Consider the following 16,437-nt stretch of genomic DNA (forward strand, 5'->3'; position numbering starts at 1 on the left):
CGCTCTTAGTGCATCATCATGTTGTAGTTCAGGTTCCACATAATCCAGATGGAGCCGACAACCACGATCGCAATGATGATTACGGTGAAGATAAATGCGGTCAGGTTCCAGCCTTCATCGGACTTGCTGTTCATATGCAGGAAGTACACGAGGTGTACCACGATCTGCACCACAGCGGTCACCAGAATGGTGCCAAGGATAACCGCATGCGAGGCGGAGCCACTCATCACCATGGCGAACGGAATGACCGTCAGGATGATGGACAGGATAAATCCTGTCATGTAGCTCTTCACGCTGCCGTGAGAAGCGCCGCTATGATCGGTAGAATGACTCATTACATCGCCCCCATCAGATAGACAACCGAGAACACGCAGATCCACACGACGTCCAGGAAGTGCCAGAACAGGCTCAGGCACAGGATACGCGTGCGGTTAGTGCTAGTCAGGCCACGACGTGAAACCTGGAACATCAGCACCGCCATCCAGATAAGGCCAGAGGTCACGTGCAGACCGTGGGTGCCGACCAGCGCGAAGAACGCCGACAGGAAACCGCTACGATCCGGACCGAAGCCTTCCATGATCAGGTGATGGAATTCATAGATTTCCATCCCGATAAAGCCAGCGCCAAACAACCAGGTCAACGCCAGCCAGGAAACCACCTGGCTCTTGTTGTTTTTGTACATGGCGATAGCCGCCATGCCGTAGGTGATGGAGCTGAACAGCAGCAGTGCGGTTTCAACCAGAACGAACGGCAGTTCGAAAATATCTTTGCCCGTCGGTCCGCCGGCTGTGCCGTTCACCAGAACGGCATAGGTAGCAAACAGCGTAGCGAAGATGATGCAGTCGCTCATCAGGTAGATCCAGAAACCGAATACCTTCATCGGTCCTGTATCATGGTGCCCGTGTTCATGCGCGTGGGCAGTATGCGCAAGAGTATCAGTTGCCATTTTTCAGCCCTGCTTTGTTAATCTCATCGAAATGCTGTTTTTCCAGTTTTTCGACTTCTGCAACCGGTACGTAGTAATCCACGTCCTCGTCAAAGCTCTTAATAATCCAGGTCGCTACGATGCCGATGAAGCTGGCAATCGCCATCCACCAGATATGCCAGATCATGGCGAAACCAAATACCGTAGCGAAGGCGGCAATGACGATGCCGGCGCCGCTGTTTTTCGGCATATGAATTTCTTCATAGTGAGCAGGCTGTTTGTACGCTTCACCTTTCTCTTTCATTTCCCAGAAGGCATCACGCTCGTGAACCTGAGGAACGATAGCGAAGTTATAGAACGGCGGTGGAGAAGAGGTTGCCCACTCCAGCGTACGACCACCCCATGGGTCACCGGTCAGGTCACGGTTCTGATCGCGGTCGCGAATAGACACGTAGAACTGAATCAGCTGGCACAGGATACCGCAGGCGATCAGCGCTGCACCGCAAGCTGCAACAACCAGCATCGGGTGGAACTGCGGATCGATCTGCTGGCTCAGACGACGGGTCATACCCATGAAGCCCAGCACGTACAGCGGCATAAACGCCACGAAGAAGCCGATGATCCAGAACCAGAAAGCGCGTTTGCCCCAGGTTTCGTTCAGGGTGAAGCCAAAGGCTTTCGGCCACCAGTAGGTCAGACCTGCGAAGCAACCGAATACTACGCCGCCGATGATAACGTTATGGAAGTGCGCGATCAGGAACAGGCTGTTATGCAGAACGAAGTCCGCGCCCGGTACCGCCAGCAGCACGCCAGTCATCCCACCGACGGAGAAGGTCACGATAAAGCCGATAGTCCACATCATCGCTGAGTTGAAGACGATGCGACCCTGATACATGGTGAACAGCCAGTTGAAGATCTTAACCCCGGTCGGGATCGCGATAATCATGGTAGTAATACCGAAGAAGGCGTTTACGTTCGCGCCAGCACCCATGGTGAAGAAGTGGTGCAGCCAAACGATGAACGACAGAACGGTAATACAGACGGTTGCCCACACCAGAGAGGTGTAACCGAACAGACGCTTACGCGAGAATGTCGCGGCGATTTCGGAGAAGACCCCGAACACCGGCAGAACCAGGATGTACACTTCCGGGTGACCCCAGGCCCAAATCAGGTTGATGTACATCATCATGTTGCCACCCATATCGTTGGTAAAGAAATGGGTGCCCAGGTAACGATCCAGGGTCAGCAGCGCGATGGTGACGGTCAGAATTGGGAAAGAGGCGATAATCAGGATGTTAGCGCACAGAGATGCCCAGGAGAATACCGGCATCTTGAACATGGTCATGCCCGGGGCGCGCATCTTGATAATGGTCACGAAGAAGTTAATACCGGTCAGGGTAGTACCGATACCGGAGAGCTGCAGCGCCCAAATCCAGTAATCGACCCCTACGCCAGGACTGTATTCAATTCCCGACAGCGGCGGATAGGCCAGCCAACCGGTCTGCGCGAACTCACCGACGCCCAGAGACAGGTTAACCAGAATCACGCCCACAACGGTGAACCAGAAGCTCAGGTTGTTGAGGAACGGGAAGGCCACGTCGCGCGCGCCGAGCTGAAGCGGAACCACCAGGTTCATCAGACCGATAACGAACGGCATCGCCACGAAGAAGATCATGATAACGCCGTGGGCGGTAAAGATCTGATCGTAGTGATGAGGCGGCAGGAAGCCTGCTTCCCCGGCCGAGGCCAGCACCTGCTGGCTACGCATCATAACGGCATCAGCAAAGCCACGCAGCAGCATGACGATTGCCACGATAACGTACATGATACCGAGACGTTTGTGGTCGACAGAAGTCAGCCACTCGTTCCACAGGTAGGACCACTTACCGAAGTAAGTGATGGCAGCCAGAAGCGCCAGTCCCCCAATGATAATCGCAGCCACCGTAACCACGATAATGGGTTCGTGGTAGGGCACTGCATCCAGTGTAAGTTTTCCGAACATCGTTTTCTTCCTCGGCCCCTTAGTGAGCGGTTTCCGCGTGGCTCATGTCCATGCCTTCCATCCCGTCGTGAGCAGCGTGCTCGCCTTCAGGTTTGGACATGTTCATGCTCTCGTGAGACATGAATTTGTTCACAACATCTTTGAACAGATCCGGCTTCACGTTAGAGAAGTATTCCACTTTGTTGTATTCGCTAGGCACAGCCACTTTATCGAACGCGGCCATGGAGTCCATGGAGTTCGGCGACTGTTTGGCTTTTTCAACCCACTGATCGAAGGTTGCACGATCCGGAGTAGCAATCGCTTTGAACTTCATACCTGAGAAGCCCGGGCCACTGTAGCTAGCGGAGATACCGTCATAAGTACCAGCTTCGTCAGCAATGAGGTGCAGTTGAGTCTGCATCCCGGCCATTGCGTAAATCTGGCTACCTAAGCGCGGAATGAAGAACGAGTTCATCACCGAGTTAGAGGTCACTTTGAAGTGTACCGGTACGTTCGCCGGGAAGGCGATTTCGTTAACGGTAGCAATACCCTGTTCCGGATAGATAAAGAACCATTTCCAGTCCATCGAAACGACTTCGATGGTGATTGGTTTCTCGTCGTGGGCAAGCGGTTTGCTTGGCTCCAGTGCGTGAGTGGTTTTCCAGGTCAGAACGGCCAGGAACAGGATGATCAGAATAGGTACCGTCCAGACCACAGCTTCCACTTTGTTGGAGTGTGACCAGTTCGGGCTATACTTCGCATCTTTATTGCTCGCGCGATACTTCCAGGCAAATCCTACTGCCATCAAGACGGCGGGAATAACGACAATCATCATCAGGCCGAAGGCCGTCAGAATCAAAGAGCGTTGCTCCAGTCCAATCTGTCCTTTTGGGTCAAGGAGTGCAGAATCACAACCACTGAGTAATACAGTACTTGCGATTAATGACATCCATCCCAAACTTTTATTGTATTTCCTGAGTCTCATTGAACGACCTCAATTCCACGGGATCTGGTGGCGTTTAAAGTGTACGGGCATTTTACGGTAAGGTTGCATTACTGTAAACATGATTGGATCTCTGTCAGTTCTGTGTTAGCGGCTTCTGCTTGGTTTGTCACATATGTTACGTAGTGTTACGTAATCGCTTGCAAAGCCTGATTTTCGTGGGATTGATAACGAAAGGGATAAGAAAAGGAGTGCTTAGCGGCGAATGGGCATAACCACCCAAAAATTAGAACAATTGTTTAACATTTAATTATCAAATAAAAGACATTGTGAAAACCTAAAATAAAATCGCCGTAGCTGAATCGGTTAAATTATTTAAAGAATCGAATGAAAACTGTCAATAATTTCCAGAAATCAAAAACGCACAAAACAACAAATAGCGCGGCGGGCAATATAAAAGCGTTAATAAGCCGTTATAATTACGTTTCGTAATTACAACGGCTAATAATGATGCAGCTTCCTTAAATCAGGCGAGTTTTACGCAGCGCCAGGTAGTCGAGCAGACCGCCGAACAAAATACCGCCCACCGCAGTCAGCGCCGCAACCTCCAGCAGACCGGACAGGAAAGAGAAGGCGGTGTAATCCAGGGCGTTCATGATCAGCAGTACCAGCCATACCGCCAGCAGCAGGCAGCCCAGCGCCAGGATCCTTAACGCCAACGCATAGGCTTGCGGGTATTCGCTTCGCGGCATAAAGCTTGCTGTGCGTTGGGTATGCTCAAGCGTTTGCCGGCACAGTAGCAGCAGCGCGATCCCCGGTACCGCCGCAACGACCGAGAAGAGATAGAACGTCGACCAGCCGTGGGCCTCGACAAACCAGCCGGCGATCGGCCCAACGTACACGCGGCCGACCGCGGACAGCGCAGAGAGCAGCGCGAACTGGGTAGCGGAAAAGGATTTATTGCACAGCGTCATCAGCAGCGCGACAAACGCCGCCGTCCCCATTCCCCCGCACAGGTTTTCAAAGAACACGGCGGTTGCCATGGAATAGAGGTGCTTATCGGTAATCGACAGCAGCCAGTAGCCAGCGTTGGAGACCCCCTGCAGCACACCGAAGATCAGCAGCGCCCGAAACAGCGTCAGCCGCTGCATCAGGACCCCGCCGTACAGGGCGCCGAGAATGGTGGCAAACAGGCCTAAGGTTTTGTTCACCATCCCCACTTCGCCGGCGTCAAAACCGACGCCGCGGATGAGGAAGGTGGTGGTCAGGCTCATGGCAAACGCATCGCCCAGCTTATAAAGGACGATGAGCAGCAGAATCAGCCAGGCGTTATTGCGACCGAAAAAATCGCGCAGCGGTTCGGCGACCGCCTGCTCCAGCGATCTGGGAACCGGGATAACGTCGCTCGGCTCGGGCGCCAGCAGTGTGGCGATGATGCACGGCACCAGCAGCGCCGCCATCAGCCAGTACATCCCCTGCCAGCCGAGATAGCGGTCGGCAAGCCACAGTGCCAGCCCCCCGGATACCAGCATCCCGAGGCGATAACCCAGCACGCTGATCGCGGCGCCAGCGCCGCGCTCTTCCGCTGGCAGAACGTCGGTTTTCCAGGCGTCGAACACAATATCCTGTGACGCCGAGCAGAAGGCGATCACCACCGCCAGCGCCGCCATCCAGCGGAGCTGGGAGACAGGCTCAAGAAAGCCCATCGCCGCGATAGCCAGCAGGAGCAGGACCTGGGTAGTCAGCAGCCAACCGCGACGACGCCCAAGAAACGGCGGCGTATAGCGGTCCATTAGCGGGGACCAGAGAAATTTAAAGACATAGGCCTGGCCGACGAGTGAGAAAAAACCGATCGTTTTCAGATCGATATTTTCCACTGTCATCCAGGCCTGCAGGGTACCGGAGGTGAGAGCCAGCGGCAGGCCTGAGGCGAAACCGAGGAGCAGCAAAATCGCTGATTTCGGCTGTTGAAAAATGTGTAAGTAGTGACTGGACATAGCATAAAGCACGAACCCGGCCGCGGCCGGGTTCGTGGTGGCATTAACGCGCGTTTTGCTTGATGAAATCGTGGATGCTGGTGTCCTGCGCCATATCGGCGATGGTATCGGTCAGGACGCTGTTGACGGCATCAGCGATGTTCTTGTTCGAGGCCTGGAAGGCGCCTTCAACGGAATAGCTGGCGCGGTAGTTTTTGGTCATCTTCGTGCCGTTTGCCGCGGTGGCGATGATGGCGATATCGGCTTTCGTGGCGATGTTGTAGCGCACGTTGCCCTGGGAGACGTCAGCGTAGAGTTTATTGACAATAATCTGCAGATCGACCGCACCGTTCGGGCCAATCATGTAGCCGCGAGCGGTCATCTGTTTCTCCAGCACTTCCTGCAGCAGGAAGCGCAGATCGCGCGAGGCGGTGAGGGTGACCTGCTGATTGTCGCGCGTGACTTTCGCCAGCGCCTGGTCCGGACGCTGATCGGCGCCGTTGATGCTGACGGTCACGCCCATCAGGCTCGGATCCTGCTGCGGCAGCGTGATTTTCGGCGATACTTCAATGGTGGTCGGCGGCGTGGCGCATCCTGCCAGCATAAACATGGCGACCAACGGGAAAAGGATCTTCTTAAGCATGTTCAGGTCTCAACGCATGGTGTTGTTATAAGGAAAATTACCGCCATCATAGCATTGCCAACGGCAAGGGGAAGTGGCAACGCGTGTAAATCCATCGCCCTGGCGGTTTTCTGAGCGTCCCGCCATGGTTAATCGCTCTTTCCCCGGCGGATCTGGCGACCAGAGCCAGTAAACGTGATACTTTTGAATGAAAATATCAGAACAATGCTAATTTTTTGTTGTTTTCTCCTAATGGAAGCGGTAAAAGCGGCTAACATTTAAATGGAGTGGCGGCATCTCAGCGTTGTCGGAGGAGAAAATTCATGATGATACGTGAACAGATCGAAGCAAAACTTAGAGCAGCGTTCGACCCGATGTATCTCGAAGTCGTGGATGAAAGTTATCGTCACAACGTCCCAGCGGGCTCTGAAAGTCATTTTAAAGTGGTGTTAGTGAGCGATCGCTTCACTGGCGAGCGTTTCCTCAATCGCCACCGTATGATCTACGGCACGCTAACCGAGGAGCTGTCGAATACGGTGCATGCCCTGGCGCTGCACACCTACACGATAAAAGAGTGGGAAGCATTACAGGATACGGTTTTCGCCTCGCCGCCTTGCCGCGGTGCGGGGAGTATCGCCTAGAAATCCCATTTGCAACCGCTGGCGCTTTTCCAGTATGTTGCTTGCAGATTTAGCAAAAACGGCCTACGGGCCGTTTTGTTTTGCCTGGAAAATGCGCAAAGTGAGCGCTTTTGCGGACAAATTTGAGCGGGAAATGTGAAAAATGCCGCAGCAGTGGGCGACAACCGTTCTCGACTCACAAAAGTGATGCCGCTATAATGCCGCGTCTTATATATGAATGTCTTCGGGATGATTCTGACGACAGGGAATGTGTTTCTGATTTGAAGAGGGCATCCCGGTTCTGCGAAGCCACCTACACGCGCTTCCAGAGTTGACCGAGCACTGTGATTTTTTTGAGGTAACAAGATGCAAGTTTCAGTTGAAACCACTCAGGGCCTTGGGCGCCGTGTAACGATTACTATCGCCGCTGACAGCATCGAGAATGCTGTCAAAAGCGAGCTGGTCAACGTAGCGAAAAAAGTTCGCATTGACGGCTTCCGTAAAGGCAAAGTGCCGATGAATGTTGTTGCTCAGCGTTATGGCGCATCCGTTCGCCAGGACGTGCTGGGCGACCTGATGAGCCGTCATTTCGTTGACGCGATCATCAAAGAGAAAATCAATCCGGCCGGTGCGCCGAACTACGTTCCGGGCGAATACAAACTGGGCGAAGACTTCACCTACGCGGTAGAGTTCGAAGTGTATCCGGAAGTTGAACTGCAGGGTCTGGACGCAATCGAAGTTGAAAAACCGGTTGTTGAAGTGACCGACGCTGACGTTGACACCATGCTGGAAACCCTGCGCAAACAGCAGGCGACCTGGAAAGACAAAGACGGCGCCGTTGACGCTGAAGATCGCGTCACTATCGACTTCACCGGTTCCGTAGACGGCGAAGAGTTCGAAGGCGGCAAAGCCTCTGACTTCGTACTGGCGATGGGCCAGGGTCGCATGATCCCGGGCTTCGAAGATGGTATCAAAGGCCACAAAGCGGGCGAAGAGTTCACCATCGACGTGACCTTCCCGGAAGAATACCACGCAGAAAACCTGAAAGGTAAAGCGGCTAAGTTCGTTATCAACCTGAAAAAAGTTGAAGAGCGTGAACTGCCGGAGCTGACTGAAGAATTCATCAAACGTTTCGGCGTGGAAGATGGTTCCGTCGCTGGCCTGCGCGCTGAAGTGCGTAAAAACATGGAGCGCGAGCTGAAAGGCGCTGTGCGTAACCGCGTGAAGTCTCAGGCTATCGAAGGTCTGGTTAAAGCCAACGAGATCGACGTTCCGGCTGCCCTGATTGACAGCGAAATCGACGTGCTGCGTCGTCAGGCTGCTCAGCGTTTCGGTGGCAACGAGAAACAGGCTCTGGAACTGCCGCGCGAGCTGTTCGAAGAGCAGGCTAAACGCCGCGTTGTTGTCGGTCTGCTGCTGGGCGAAGTGATTCGCACCAATGAGCTGAAAGCTGACGAAGAGCGCGTGAAAGGCCTGATCGAAGAGATGGCTTCTGCGTACGAAGATCCGTCAGAAGTGGTTGAGTTCTACAGCAAGAACAAAGAGCTGATGGACAACATGCGCAACGTGGCGCTGGAAGAGCAGGCTGTTGAAGCTGTGCTGGCGAAAGCCAAAGTGTCTGAAAAAGCCACTTCCTTCAACGAACTGATGAACCAGCAGGCGTAATTTCGCCGCGATTGTTTAAGGTTCGAGCAAAAACCCGTTGCCGAAAGGCGGCGGGTTTTTTTTTAAGATAATGATAGCCTCAGGCACGGTGCTAAAACGCATTTACCATGATAGCGTTACAGCAAAAGCTTGTTATGCTTGAAATATGGCAACACCATCCCCATTACCGGGGGAGGCAACTGCATCCGCTATCGCACGCGTGTTGAAGAGGCGGTGACGCGTTCAGCGGATAGAAACTGTGGCTGATAATCCGTCCGTAAGGTTACAATCAGTGCAGCAGGTATTTTAAAATTACTCCAGGAGACGGAAATGTCATACAGTGGCGAACGAGACAACTTTGCACCCCATATGGCCCTGGTGCCGATGGTCATTGAACAGACCTCACGCGGTGAACGTTCTTTTGATATCTACTCCCGTCTGCTTAAGGAACGCGTCATTTTTCTGACCGGCCAGGTCGAAGACCACATGGCAAACCTGATCGTGGCGCAGATGCTGTTTCTGGAAGCGGAAAACCCGGAAAAAGACATTTACCTGTACATTAACTCTCCGGGCGGGGTGATCACCGCCGGGATGTCGATTTATGACACCATGCAGTTCATCAAGCCGGATGTCAGCACCATTTGTATGGGGCAGGCCGCTTCTATGGGCGCGTTTCTGCTGACCGCCGGGGCGAAAGGCAAGCGCTTCTGCCTGCCGAACTCCCGCGTGATGATCCACCAGCCGCTGGGCGGCTATCAGGGACAGGCGACGGATATTGAGATCCACGCCCGTGAAATCCTGAAGGTGAAAGGACGCATGAATGAGCTGATGGCGCATCATACCGGCCAGTCTCTTGAGCAGATTGAGCGTGACACCGAGCGTGACCGCTTCCTCTCCGCTGCGGAAGCCGTGGAGTACGGGCTGGTCGACTCTATTTTGACCCATCGTAATTGATGCCCGAGGCGCAAGGGTGCCGCTTTACGCTTCATCCTTCTCGCCGCGATTTTTCGGGTGGTTGGCATTTTTTCGGACGCTTGCCGGGCAGGCTTGCGGCCGGAGGCTTTGCCACCGCCTCGATGTAGCGCGAAGGATTTTGTGTATATACTAATGAAGGGCGGCACAACGCTATATGGCGGCTTGCGCCTGAGAATGGCATTTGCGTCGTCGTGTGCGGCACAAAGAACTTAAAAAGAGGTTTGGACTCATGACAGATAAACGCAAAGATGGATCGGGCAAATTGTTGTATTGCTCTTTTTGCGGCAAAAGCCAGCATGAAGTGCGTAAGCTGATCGCCGGGCCATCCGTGTATATCTGCGACGAATGCGTTGATTTATGTAACGACATCATTCGCGAAGAGATTAAAGAAGTTGCGCCGCACCGCGAGCGCAGCGCATTGCCGACGCCGCACGAGATTCGCCACCACCTTGATGACTATGTCATCGGTCAGGAACAGGCGAAGAAAGTGTTGGCGGTCGCGGTATACAACCACTACAAACGTCTGCGCAATGGCGATACCAGCAATGGCGTAGAGCTGGGTAAAAGTAACATTCTGCTGATCGGGCCGACCGGTTCCGGTAAAACGCTGTTGGCGGAAACGCTGGCGCGCCTGCTGGATGTGCCGTTTACCATGGCAGACGCCACCACCCTGACCGAAGCGGGTTATGTGGGTGAGGACGTCGAAAATATCATTCAGAAACTGCTGCAGAAGTGCGACTACGACGTGCAGAAAGCGCAGCGCGGCATCGTTTATATCGACGAAATCGACAAAATTTCGCGTAAATCCGATAACCCGTCGATTACCCGCGACGTCTCCGGCGAAGGCGTACAGCAGGCGTTGCTGAAGCTTATCGAAGGCACCGTCGCCGCCGTTCCACCGCAGGGCGGGCGTAAACATCCGCAGCAAGAGTTCCTGCAGGTTGATACCTCCAAGATCCTGTTTATCTGCGGCGGCGCGTTCGCCGGCCTGGACAAAGTGATTTCCCACCGTGTTGAAACCGGCTCCGGCATTGGTTTTGGCGCGACGGTAAAAGCGAAGTCCGACAAAGCGAGCGAAGGCGAGCTGCTGGCCCAGGTCGAGCCGGAAGATCTGATCAAGTTTGGTCTGATCCCGGAATTCATTGGCCGTCTGCCGGTGGTGGCGACCCTGAATGAGCTGAGCGAAGAAGCCCTGATCCAGATCCTGAAAGAGCCGAAAAATGCCCTGACCAAGCAGTATCAGGCGCTGTTTAGCCTTGAGGGCGCAGAGCTTGAATTCCGCGACGAAGCGCTGGACGCCATCGCCAAGAAAGCGATGGCGCGTAAAACCGGCGCCCGCGGTCTGCGCTCGATTGTGGAAGCGGCGCTGCTGGATACCATGTATGACCTGCCTTCGATGGATGATGTCGAAAAAGTGGTCATTGATGAGTCGGTTATCGAGGGTCAGAGCAAACCGCTGCTGATCTACGGCAAACCGGAAGCCCAGCAGGCATCTGGTGAATAATTAACCATTTCACTCAAGCAGTTAACAAAAAGGGGGGATTTTATCTCCCCTTTTATTTTTCCTGCATTCCCGCCGTTGAATGTGTGGAATACATCCCCATATACTGGATTACATATTAACGACGATGCAGTGGAGTATGGCGTCGTCGGCTACCTGGCGGACTTTAAACTAAGAGAGAGCTCTATGAATCCTGAGCGTTCTGAACGCATTGAAATCCCCGTATTGCCATTGCGCGATGTGGTGGTTTATCCGCACATGGTCATACCCCTGTTCGTAGGGCGGGAAAAATCTATTCGTTGCCTCGAAGCGGCCATGGACCATGATAAAAAAATCATGCTGGTTGCGCAGAAAGAAGCGTCGACGGATGAGCCGGGTGTAAACGATCTTTTCACCGTTGGAACCGTGGCGTCTATTTTGCAGATGCTGAAGCTGCCGGACGGCACCGTGAAGGTGCTGGTCGAAGGGCTGCAGCGTGCACGTATTTCTGCGCTGTCTGATAATGGCGAACATTTCTCGGCGAAAGCGGAGTATCTCGACTCGCCGGCGATTGACGAACGCGAGCAGGAAGTACTGGTTCGCACCGCTATCAGCCAGTTTGAAGGCTATATCAAGCTGAACAAAAAGATCCCACCGGAAGTGCTGACGTCGCTGAACAGCATCGACGATCCGGCACGCCTGGCGGATACCATCGCGGCGCACATGCCGCTGAAGCTGGCTGACAAGCAGTCTGTGCTTGAGATGTCCGACGTCAACGAACGTCTGGAATATCTGATGGCGATGATGGAATCGGAAATCGATCTGCTGCAGGTTGAGAAGCGTATTCGCAACCGCGTCAAAAAGCAGATGGAGAAATCCCAGCGCGAGTACTATCTGAACGAGCAAATGAAAGCGATTCAGAAAGAACTCGGCGAGATGGACGACGCCCCGGACGAAAACGAAGCGCTGAAGCGTAAGATCGACGCGGCGAAAATGCCGAAAGAGGCGAAAGAAAAAACCGAAGCGGAACTGCAGAAACTGAAGATGATGTCGCCGATGTCGGCGGAGGCGACCGTCGTGCGTGGCTACATCGACTGGATGGTGCAGGTGCCGTGGAACGCGCGCAGTAAGGTCAAAAAAGACCTGCGCCAGGCCCAGGAGATCCTTGATACCGATCACTATGGCCTGGAGCGCGTGAAGGATCGCATCCTTGAATATCTCGCGGTGCAGAGCCGGGTGAACAAAATCAAGGGGCCAATCCTCTGTCTGGTGGGACCGCCGGGGGTAGGTAAAACCTCGTTAGGTCAATCCATCGCCAAAGCGACCGGACGTAAATACGTACGTATGGCGTTAGGTGGCGTGCGCGATGAAGCGGAAATTCGCGGTCATCGTCGGACCTATATTGGCTCGATGCCGGGCAAACTGATCCAGAAAATGGCGAAAGTGGGGGTGAAAAACCCGCTGTTCCTGCTGGATGAGATCGACAAAATGTCTTCCGACATGCGCGGCGACCCGGCTTCTGCGTTGCTTGAGGTGCTGGATCCGGAACAGAACGTGGCCTTTAACGACCACTATCTGGAAGTGGATTACGATCTCAGCGATGTGATGTTCGTGGCGACGTCTAACTCCATGAACATTCCGGCGCCGCTGCTGGATCGTATGGAAGTGATTCGCCTCTCCGGTTACACCGAAGATGAAAAGCTGAACATCGCCAAGCGTCACCTGCTGCCGAAGCAGATCGAACGTAACGCGCTGAAGAAAGGCGAGCTGACCGTCGACGATAGCGCCATTATCGGCATTATTCGTTACTACACGCGTGAAGCGGGGGTTCGTAGCCTGGAGCGTGAAATCTCCAAGCTGTGCCGTAAAGCCGTTAAACAGCTGCTGCTGGATAAGTCGCTGAAACACATCGAGATTAACGGTGAGAATCTGCATGATTATCTCGGCGTACAGCGCTTTGACTATGGCCGTGCCGATAGCGAGAACCGCGTCGGTCAGGTGACCGGTCTGGCGTGGACGGAGGTGGGGGGCGATCTGCTGACCATCGAAACCGCCTGCGTACCAGGCAAAGGCAAGCTGACCTACACCGGTTCGCTGGGTGAGGTCATGCAGGAATCGATTCAGGCTGCGCTGACCGTGGTGCGTTCGCGGGCGGACAAACTGGGCATTAACGCCGACTTCTACGAGAAGCGTGATATTCACGTCCACGTTCCGGAAGGGGCGACGCCGAAGGATGGTCCTAGCGCGGGTATCGCCATGTGCACGGCGCTGGTCTCCTGCCTGACCGGTAACCCGGTACGCGCTGATGTGGCGATGACCGGTGAAATCACTCTGCGTGGTCAGGTGCTGCCGATCGGCGGTCTGAAGGAAAAACTGCTGGCGGCGCATCGCGGCGGCATTAAGACTGTTCTGATTCCTGATGAGAACAAACGCGACCTTGAAGAAATTCCAGATAACGTTATCGCCGATTTGGATATCCATCCGGTGAAACGAATCGAGGAAGTTCTGACACTTGCGCTGCAGAACGAACCGTTCGGCATGCAGGTTGTGACCGCGAAATAGTGATTCTGCGCAAATTGCGCTAATAAAAATAGGGCTGGTAAGTCATTTCGGACTTGCCAGCCTTTTTTTGTGTAGCTAACTTAGATCGCTGGCAGGGGGGTCATCGACAACTGCTGTTGTAAGGGCATGACAGTCCTGATATAACTGCTGCGCGGTCGCACTATGAAGGACTCAGGTGCGATATAAATTATAAAGAGAGGAAGAGAACAGTGAATAAATCTCAACTGATTGACAAAATTGCTGCGGGTGCGGACATTTCTAAAGCTGCAGCTGGACGTGCGTTAGATGCTTTAATCGCTTCTGTTACTGAATCTCTGCAGGCTGGGGATGACGTTGCGCTGGTAGGTTTTGGTACCTTTGCTGTTAAAGAACGTGCCGCTCGTACTGGTCGCAACCCACAAACAGGTAAAGAAATTACTATCGCTGCCGCAAAAGTGCCGGGCTTCCGTGCTGGTAAAGCGCTGAAAGACGCGGTGAACTGATCGGCTTTCCCGTCAGGGAATGTGACGAAGTACAAGGGCGCATCGTGAGATGTGCCTTTTTTATTGCCTTTTCAGACCACTTTATGTGTGTTTATCGCTACTTGTGGGCTGACAATCACCCTGTTTTCTTGTCAAAATACGTCCTCACGCGCGGCGGCCATCACGTGCTATGCTGCGCGAGCTAAAGTCATCTACAGCGGAGCGTTGTTACACCATGATGGACAACCTACGCACGGCCGCCAACAGCGTCGTGCTCAAGATTATTTTCGGTATCATTATCGTCTCGTTCATTTTGACCGGGGTGAGTGGTTACCTGATTGGCGGTGGCAAAAACTATGCCGCAAAAGTGAATGGCCAGGAGATTGGCCGTGGGCAGTTTGAAAATGCCGTCGCCAGCGAACGTAACCGTATGCAGCAGCAGCTTGGCGACCAGTTCTCCGAGCTGGCGGCGAACGAAAACTACATGAAAACCATGCGCCAGCAGGTGCTGAACCGCCTGATCGATGAATCGCTTCTGGATCAGTATGCCCGCGAGCTGGGCCTCAGCATCAGCGATGAGCAGGTGAAGCAGGCGATCTTCCAGACCCAGGCTTTCCAGACGAACGGTAAGTTCGACAACCAGCGTTTCAGCGGTATTGTCGCCCAGATGGGGATGACCACCGATCAGTACGCTCAGGCGCTGCGTAACCAGCTGACCACACAGCAACTGATTAACGCCATTGCGGGTACCGACTTCATGCTGCCGGGTGAGTCCGATCAGCTGGCGGCGCTGGTGTCTCAGCAGCGTGTCGTCCGCGAAGCGACCATCAACGTGAATGCCCTGGCGGCAAAACAGACGGCCAGCGATGAGGAAATCAACGCTTTCTGGCAGCAGAATCAGGCCCGTTTTATGGCGCCGGAGCAGTTCCGCGTCAGCTATATCAAAATGGATGCCGCCAGCATGCAGGAGAGCGCCTCTGACGAAGAGATTCAGTCATGGTACGACCAGCATAAGGATCAGTTCACTCAGCCGCAGCGCAACCGCTACAGCGTGATTCAGACCAAAACGGAAGCCGATGCGAAAGCGGTGCTGGCCGAGCTGCAAAAAGGGGCAGATTTCGCCACGCTGGCGAAAGAAAAATCGACCGATATTATCTCTGCCCGCAACGGCGGCGATATGGGGTGGATGGAAGAGGCCTCTACGGTGCCTGAGCTGAAAGATGCCGGGCTGAAAGAGAAAGGCCAGCTGTCTGGCGTGATCAAATCCTCGGTTGGCTTCCTGGTGGCCCGTCTGGACGACGTCCAGCCGGCGCAGGTGAAGCCGCTGGCTGACGTGCGTAATGACATTGCGGCGAAAGTGAAGCAGGAAAAAGCGCTGGATGCTTACTACGCGCTGCAGCAGAAGGTGAGCGATGCGGCCAGCAACGATAATGAATCGCTGGCGGGCGCGGCGCAGGTCGCCGGACTGAAGGTGGTGGAAACCGGCTGGTTTGGCCGCGATAACCTGCCGGAAGAGCTGAACTTTAAACCGGTCGCTGACGCTATCTTCAACGGCGGTCTGGTGGGTGAGAACGGCGCGCCGGGCAGCAACTCCGACATCATTACCGTTGACGGCGATCGCGCATTTGTTCTGCGCATCAGCGAGCACAAAGCCGAGGCGGTGAAGCCGCTGGCTGAAGTGAAGGCGCAGGTTAGCGATATCGTTAAGCACAATAAAGCGGAACAGCAGGCGAAACTGGACGCCGACAAGCTGCTGGCGGCGCTGAAAGACGGCAAAGGCGATGAAGCGATGAAGGCGGCTGGCCTGAGCTTTGGCGCGCCGCAGACGCTTTCCCGTACCGGCCAGGATCCGCTGAGCCAGCTGGCATTCACTCTGCCGCTGCCGCAGCAGGGCAAACCGGTCTACGGCGTTGGCAGCAATATGCAAGGCGATGTGGTGCTGGTGGCGCTGGATGAAGTGAAAGCAGGCAACATGCCGGAAGAGCAGAAGAAGGCCATGGTTCAGGGGATTACCCAGAACAACGCCCAAATCGCTTTCGAAGCACTGATGAGCAACCTGCGCAAGGCGGCGAAAATTAAGCTGGGCGACAGCATCGACCAGCAGCAGTAATTTCGCGTCGTCTCGCAAAAATGAGCAACATGATGTAATCCTCAAGGGCCGCTTTCGCGGCCCTTTCCATTTCTGTGATTTGCCTTTTGTCGGCCATCCGCACTGACGCTATCGTAACCTTGCTGTCTACACACAAGG

At 54.3% G+C, this 16,437-nt stretch carries 13 protein-coding genes; 7 read left to right on the forward strand and 6 right to left on the reverse strand.

All coding sequences use genetic code 11. The features are described 5' to 3' along the window. Window positions 1-5: 5 nt before the first annotated feature. From SPE70_RS05415 to SPE70_RS05440, 6 genes are all read right to left on the reverse strand, one after another. Window positions 6-335, reverse strand: a complete 330-nt coding sequence (locus SPE70_RS05415; protein WP_002891634.1) for a cytochrome o ubiquinol oxidase subunit IV — start codon at window positions 333-335, stop codon at window positions 6-8. Continuing rightward, entirely contained in the window at window positions 335-946 is a 612-nt protein-coding gene (locus tag SPE70_RS05420) for a cytochrome o ubiquinol oxidase subunit III (RefSeq protein ID WP_002891635.1), read from the reverse strand. Before SPE70_RS05420 ends, SPE70_RS05415 begins: the two co-directional genes overlap by 1 nt. Beyond that, complete coding sequence (gene cyoB / locus SPE70_RS05425) at window positions 936-2,927, reverse strand: cytochrome o ubiquinol oxidase subunit I (RefSeq protein ID WP_012542690.1); 1,992 nt, start codon at window positions 2,925-2,927, stop codon at window positions 936-938. Before cyoB ends, SPE70_RS05420 begins: the two co-directional genes overlap by 11 nt. Window positions 2,928-2,946: 19 nt before the next feature. Continuing rightward, the gene (gene cyoA, locus SPE70_RS05430; protein ID WP_008805398.1) at window positions 2,947-3,891 is read right to left on the reverse strand and encodes a cytochrome o ubiquinol oxidase subunit II; all 945 of its coding nucleotides are present in this window, start codon (window positions 3,889-3,891) and stop codon (window positions 2,947-2,949) included. Between the two features lie 479 nt (window positions 3,892-4,370). Then, the gene (gene ampG, locus SPE70_RS05435) at window positions 4,371-5,846 is read right to left on the reverse strand and encodes a muropeptide MFS transporter AmpG (protein ID WP_136047487.1); all 1,476 of its coding nucleotides are present in this window, start codon (window positions 5,844-5,846) and stop codon (window positions 4,371-4,373) included. A 43-nt stretch (window positions 5,847-5,889) separates the two neighbouring features. Then, window positions 5,890-6,468 (reverse strand): lipoprotein, encoded by a 579-nt coding sequence (locus SPE70_RS05440; RefSeq protein WP_004204800.1) that lies wholly within the window; start codon window positions 6,466-6,468, stop codon window positions 5,890-5,892. A 302-nt stretch (window positions 6,469-6,770) separates the two neighbouring features. Between SPE70_RS05440 and bolA the strand changes: the two genes are divergently transcribed. The 7 genes from bolA (at window position 6,771) to ppiD (ending at window position 16,299) form a co-directional block, all read left to right on the forward strand. After that, window positions 6,771-7,088, forward strand: a complete 318-nt coding sequence (gene bolA, locus SPE70_RS05445) for a transcriptional regulator BolA (protein ID WP_002891649.1) — start codon at window positions 6,771-6,773, stop codon at window positions 7,086-7,088. Between the two features lie 345 nt (window positions 7,089-7,433). Continuing rightward, the gene (gene tig, locus SPE70_RS05450; protein WP_008805401.1) at window positions 7,434-8,732 is read left to right on the forward strand and encodes a trigger factor; all 1,299 of its coding nucleotides are present in this window, start codon (window positions 7,434-7,436) and stop codon (window positions 8,730-8,732) included. Between the two features lie 309 nt (window positions 8,733-9,041). After that, window positions 9,042-9,665, forward strand: coding sequence for an ATP-dependent Clp endopeptidase proteolytic subunit ClpP (gene clpP / locus SPE70_RS05455; RefSeq protein WP_002891804.1), 624 nt, complete (start codon window positions 9,042-9,044; stop codon window positions 9,663-9,665). A gap of 250 nt (window positions 9,666-9,915) precedes the next feature. Next, window positions 9,916-11,190: an ATP-dependent protease ATP-binding subunit ClpX gene (clpX, locus tag SPE70_RS05460; protein WP_008805402.1), complete on the forward strand. Its 1,275-nt coding sequence runs from the start codon at window positions 9,916-9,918 to the stop codon at window positions 11,188-11,190. A gap of 183 nt (window positions 11,191-11,373) precedes the next feature. Then, window positions 11,374-13,728 (forward strand): endopeptidase La, encoded by a 2,355-nt coding sequence (gene lon, locus SPE70_RS05465; RefSeq protein ID WP_004151336.1) that lies wholly within the window; start codon window positions 11,374-11,376, stop codon window positions 13,726-13,728. A gap of 209 nt (window positions 13,729-13,937) precedes the next feature. Then, complete coding sequence (gene hupB, locus SPE70_RS05470) at window positions 13,938-14,210, forward strand: nucleoid-associated protein HU-beta (RefSeq protein WP_002444653.1); 273 nt, start codon at window positions 13,938-13,940, stop codon at window positions 14,208-14,210. 214 nt (window positions 14,211-14,424) lie between these two features. Beyond that, window positions 14,425-16,299 (forward strand): peptidylprolyl isomerase, encoded by a 1,875-nt coding sequence (gene ppiD / locus SPE70_RS05475; protein ID WP_012968827.1) that lies wholly within the window; start codon window positions 14,425-14,427, stop codon window positions 16,297-16,299. The last annotated feature ends 138 nt before the right edge of the window (window positions 16,300-16,437 follow it).

The sequence above is a fragment of the Klebsiella sp. ZJOU C1 genome (assembly GCF_035620215.1).
GTDB classification, from domain to species: Bacteria; Pseudomonadota; Gammaproteobacteria; order Enterobacterales; family Enterobacteriaceae; genus Klebsiella; species Klebsiella variicola.

Bases quoted from the DNA above. Each gene is read 5' to 3' on its own strand.
- SPE70_RS05415 (WP_002891634.1), bottom strand. From the start codon at position 335: ATGAGTCATTCTACCGATCATAGCGGCGCTTCTCACGGCAGCGTGAAG.
- SPE70_RS05420 (WP_002891635.1), bottom strand. From the start codon at position 946: ATGGCAACTGATACTCTTGCGCATACTGCCCACGCGCATGAACACGGG.
- cyoB (WP_012542690.1), bottom strand. From the start codon at position 2,927: ATGTTCGGAAAACTTACACTGGATGCAGTGCCCTACCACGAACCCATT.
- cyoA (WP_008805398.1), bottom strand. From the start codon at position 3,891: ATGAGACTCAGGAAATACAATAAAAGTTTGGGATGGATGTCATTAATC.
- ampG (WP_136047487.1), bottom strand. From the start codon at position 5,846: ATGTCCAGTCACTACTTACACATTTTTCAACAGCCGAAATCAGCGATT.
- SPE70_RS05440 (WP_004204800.1), bottom strand. From the start codon at position 6,468: ATGCTTAAGAAGATCCTTTTCCCGTTGGTCGCCATGTTTATGCTGGCA.
- bolA (WP_002891649.1), top strand. From the start codon at position 6,771: ATGATGATACGTGAACAGATCGAAGCAAAACTTAGAGCAGCGTTCGAC.
- tig (WP_008805401.1), top strand. From the start codon at position 7,434: ATGCAAGTTTCAGTTGAAACCACTCAGGGCCTTGGGCGCCGTGTAACG.
- clpP (WP_002891804.1), top strand. From the start codon at position 9,042: ATGTCATACAGTGGCGAACGAGACAACTTTGCACCCCATATGGCCCTG.
- clpX (WP_008805402.1), top strand. From the start codon at position 9,916: ATGACAGATAAACGCAAAGATGGATCGGGCAAATTGTTGTATTGCTCT.
- lon (WP_004151336.1), top strand. From the start codon at position 11,374: ATGAATCCTGAGCGTTCTGAACGCATTGAAATCCCCGTATTGCCATTG.
- ppiD (WP_012968827.1), top strand. From the start codon at position 14,425: ATGATGGACAACCTACGCACGGCCGCCAACAGCGTCGTGCTCAAGATT.